The sequence below is a fragment of the Oscillibacter sp. KLE 1728 genome (assembly GCF_934833455.1).
Lineage (GTDB): Bacteria > Bacillota > Clostridia > Oscillospirales > Oscillospiraceae > Oscillibacter > Oscillibacter welbionis.
The window spans coordinates 1-2,942 of record NZ_CAKVVF010000101.1 but is presented as its reverse complement, the minus strand read 5'-3'; the positions used below and the strand labels follow the sequence as shown (position 1 = coordinate 2,942).

The 2,942-nt window shown below is 64.0% G+C and carries 3 protein-coding genes; 1 reads left to right on the top strand and 2 read right to left on the bottom strand.

Features of this window, described 5'->3' with window-relative positions; all coding sequences use genetic code 11:
- Both QVE23_RS09860 and QVE23_RS09855 read right to left on the bottom strand, forming a co-directional pair.
- A partial coding sequence (locus QVE23_RS09860) for a putative quinol monooxygenase (RefSeq protein WP_287968105.1) occupies positions 1-276 on the bottom strand: 276 nt, incomplete at its 3' end.
- 24 nt (positions 277-300) lie between these two features.
- Complete coding sequence (locus QVE23_RS09855) at positions 301-1,224, bottom strand: RluA family pseudouridine synthase (RefSeq protein ID WP_021748441.1); 924 nt, start codon at positions 1,222-1,224, stop codon at positions 301-303.
- A gap of 386 nt (positions 1,225-1,610) precedes the next feature.
- On the opposite strand from QVE23_RS09855, the gene QVE23_RS09850 reads away from it, so the two are divergent.
- Positions 1,611-2,930 carry an ABC-F family ATP-binding cassette domain-containing protein gene (locus QVE23_RS09850; protein WP_287968103.1) on the top strand — a complete coding sequence of 440 codons (1,320 nt, stop codon included), beginning with the start codon at positions 1,611-1,613 and terminating at the stop codon, positions 2,928-2,930.
- Positions 2,931-2,942: the final 12 nt, after the last annotated feature.

Sequence of the window (2,942 nt, the reverse complement as noted above, 5' to 3'; positions counted from 1 at the left end):
GAACTTGTCGATTTGGACGCTGTCGCAGTACTGGGCTTTCAGCTCCTGAAGACGGCCGAAGATCTCCGTCTGGCAGTGGGCCTGCTGGAGCTCCGGCGTGGTCCAGCTCTCCACCAGCAGCAGGTCGTCCGGTGCCTCCGCCGCCAGGAAGTAGTCGTACTTCAGGTTCCCCTCCTCTTTCAGGGAGTTGGCCCGGATGCCCAAATCACAGAGGGCCTGATAAAAGGCCTCCCGTTGGCCGGACTTGCAGTGATAGGTGACGTTCCAAGTTAACATAAGATATCCCCTTCCATTTTATGGTCAAATTTCTTCACTTGCGCACTCTGTTTCCGTCAAAAGCTCCGGCGCCAGCCGGGCCATGTCCGCCGGGATGGGCGCCGTCAGGGACAGATGCTCTCCCGTCACCGGATGGTCCAGATCCAGAGCGTAGGCGTGGAGGGCCGGCCGGGGGATCAGGTCCGGGTCCTCTTCCCCGTACAGCCAGTCCCCTGCCAGGGGGCAGCCGATGGAGGCCATGTGCACCCGGAGCTGATGGGTCCGCCCTGTCTCCGGCCGCAGCCGCAGGAGGGACAGGCCGTTCGACCTCCCCAGCACCTCATAATGGGTGACGGCCCGGGCACCGTCAGGCCGGACGCACCGGCCCACCACAGAATTCGGGTCCCGGCCGATGGGGGCGTCGATGGTGCCGGATTTCGGATCCGGACAGCCGATGCACACCGCCCGGTACTCCCGGCAAAACCTCTCCGTGTGGAGCGCGTACCGGAGCCGGTCGTGGATGTAGCCGCTCTTGGCTACCACCATCAGTCCGGTGGTGCCCTTGTCCAGCCGGTTCACCGGGTGGAACACGAAGTCCGCGCCCCGCTGCCAGGCCAGGGCTCCGGCCACGGTGGGCGTGTCCGGCAGGAAATTGGAGGCGTGGGCCGTCATACCGGCAGGCTTGTTCACCACCAGCAGATGGCCATCCTCCCAGACGATGGGCAGGGGCCAGGGCCCCGGCGTGGGGCGCACCCGGGGCGGACGGTGGTCGCTGGTCTCCACCTCCAGCACGTCGCCGGTGTGAAGGATATCCACTGTACGGGCATGGATGCCGTTGACCCGGATGCCGTTCTCCGTCCGGGTCAGCCGGGATATGGCGTGGGAGGAGACATGGAGCGCAGCCTTCAGGATATGCCGGACCGTGGCGCCGTCCTGTTCCGGCGGCAGGGTATATGAAATCGTCTCCATCGGACACCTCTCCTTCGGCGCAGCAGAAAAATCCCAAGCGGCAGACAGGCGGCGTCCAAGGCGGCGAACACACCCCACAGACCGCTCCAGTACCAGGCCGCCGTGTCGAACATGGCCACCAGCAGCCGATGCCAGAAAAGCAGCTCCGCCGCGATGGCGAGGAGGTCGAACAGCACGTATCCACCGCCCAGCAGGTAGGCCCCCCGCCCCCGGTGCAGGCAGAACAGAAGGAACGACAGGGCTCAAAAGGCCGGAACTCCTGCATGGCAAAACCTCATTTCTCTGTTATTGTACTCTGACGCCACTCTGTTTGCAAGGGTTTTGGCTCTGGTAAAACGCCATCCTTCATGGTACAATAGGAGCAGTTTTTTTCAGGAGGAACTCCCATGCTCTTATCCGCAGAACATCTCTCCATCAACTTCGGCAGCCGCCAGCTGCTGGATGATGTGAATTTCTATCTCAACGAGGGGGACAAGGTGGGCGTTATCGGCATCAACGGCACCGGCAAGTCCACCTTTTTGAAGGTTCTCTCCGGCGTCACGGAGCCGGACGGCGGCACCATCTCCCGGAACCCCAACGTCCAGGTCAGTCTGCTGCCTCAGAACCCGGCAATGGAGGAATCCGCCACGGTGCTGGAGCAGGTCTTCCTCCACTTCCCCGCCGAGTTCCGGGAGCTGAATGAGTATGAGGCCAAGGCCATGCTGAACCGGCTGGGGATCACAGACTTTGCCCAGAAGGTGGGGACGCTCTCCGGCGGCCAGCGGAAGCGGGTGGCCCTGGCGGCGGCCCTGATCCACCCGGCGGACGTGCTGATTCTGGACGAGCCCACCAACCACCTGGACAGCGAGATGGTGGCCTGGCTGGAGGACTGGCTCCGCCGGTTCAAGGGCGGCCTGGTCATGGTGACCCATGACCGGTACTTCCTGGAGCGGGTGGTGAACCACATCACGGAGCTCTCCCGGGGGAAGCTGTACCACTATGAGGCCAACTACTCCAAGTACCTGGAGCTGCGGGAGCAGCGGGCAGAGATGGCGGAGGCCAGTGAGCGCAAGCGCCAGTCCATCCTCCGGGTGGAGCGGGAGTGGATCATGCGGGGCTGCAAGGCCCGGACCACCAAGTCCAAGGAGCGGATCCAGCGGTACGAGGCCCTGCTGAACCAGGAGGCACCGGAAACGGACGAGGCCGTGCAGATGGCGGCGGCCTCCAGCCGCCTGGGGAAGAAGATCATCGAGCTGCGGGATGTGTCCAAGGCCTTTGACGGCCGTCCCATCGTCAGCCGCTTCTCCTACAACCTGCTGCGCGGTGACCGCATCGGCATCGTGGGCCGCAACGGCGCCGGGAAGTCCACCCTGCTCCACCTGATGGCAGGCGAACTGGCACCGGACAGCGGCACGGTGGAGGTGGGCGCCACCGTGAAGATCGGCCACTTCTCCCAGGAGGGGCGGGAGCTGGACCTGAACCAGCGGGTCTACGACTTTATCCACGACATCGCCGATGAGGTCAGGACCGATGAGGGCACCTTCTCCGCCAACCAGATGATGGAGCGGTTCCTCTTCCCCGGTGATCTTCAGTCTGTGCCCATCGGGCGGCTCTCCGGCGGGGAGCGGCGGCGGCTGTATCTGCTGTCCGTGCTGATGGAAGCCCCCAACGTCCTGCTGCTGGACGAGCCCACCAACGACCTGGACGTGACCACCCTCTCCATATAGGAGGATTATCTC

What these genes read in the sequence shown, in the direction of transcription:
- QVE23_RS09855 (WP_021748441.1), bottom strand. Translation starts at nt 1,224, where the DNA reads ATGGAGACGATTTCATATACCCTGCCGCCGGAACAGGACGGCGCCACG.
- QVE23_RS09850 (WP_287968103.1), top strand. Translation starts at nt 1,611, where the DNA reads ATGCTCTTATCCGCAGAACATCTCTCCATCAACTTCGGCAGCCGCCAG.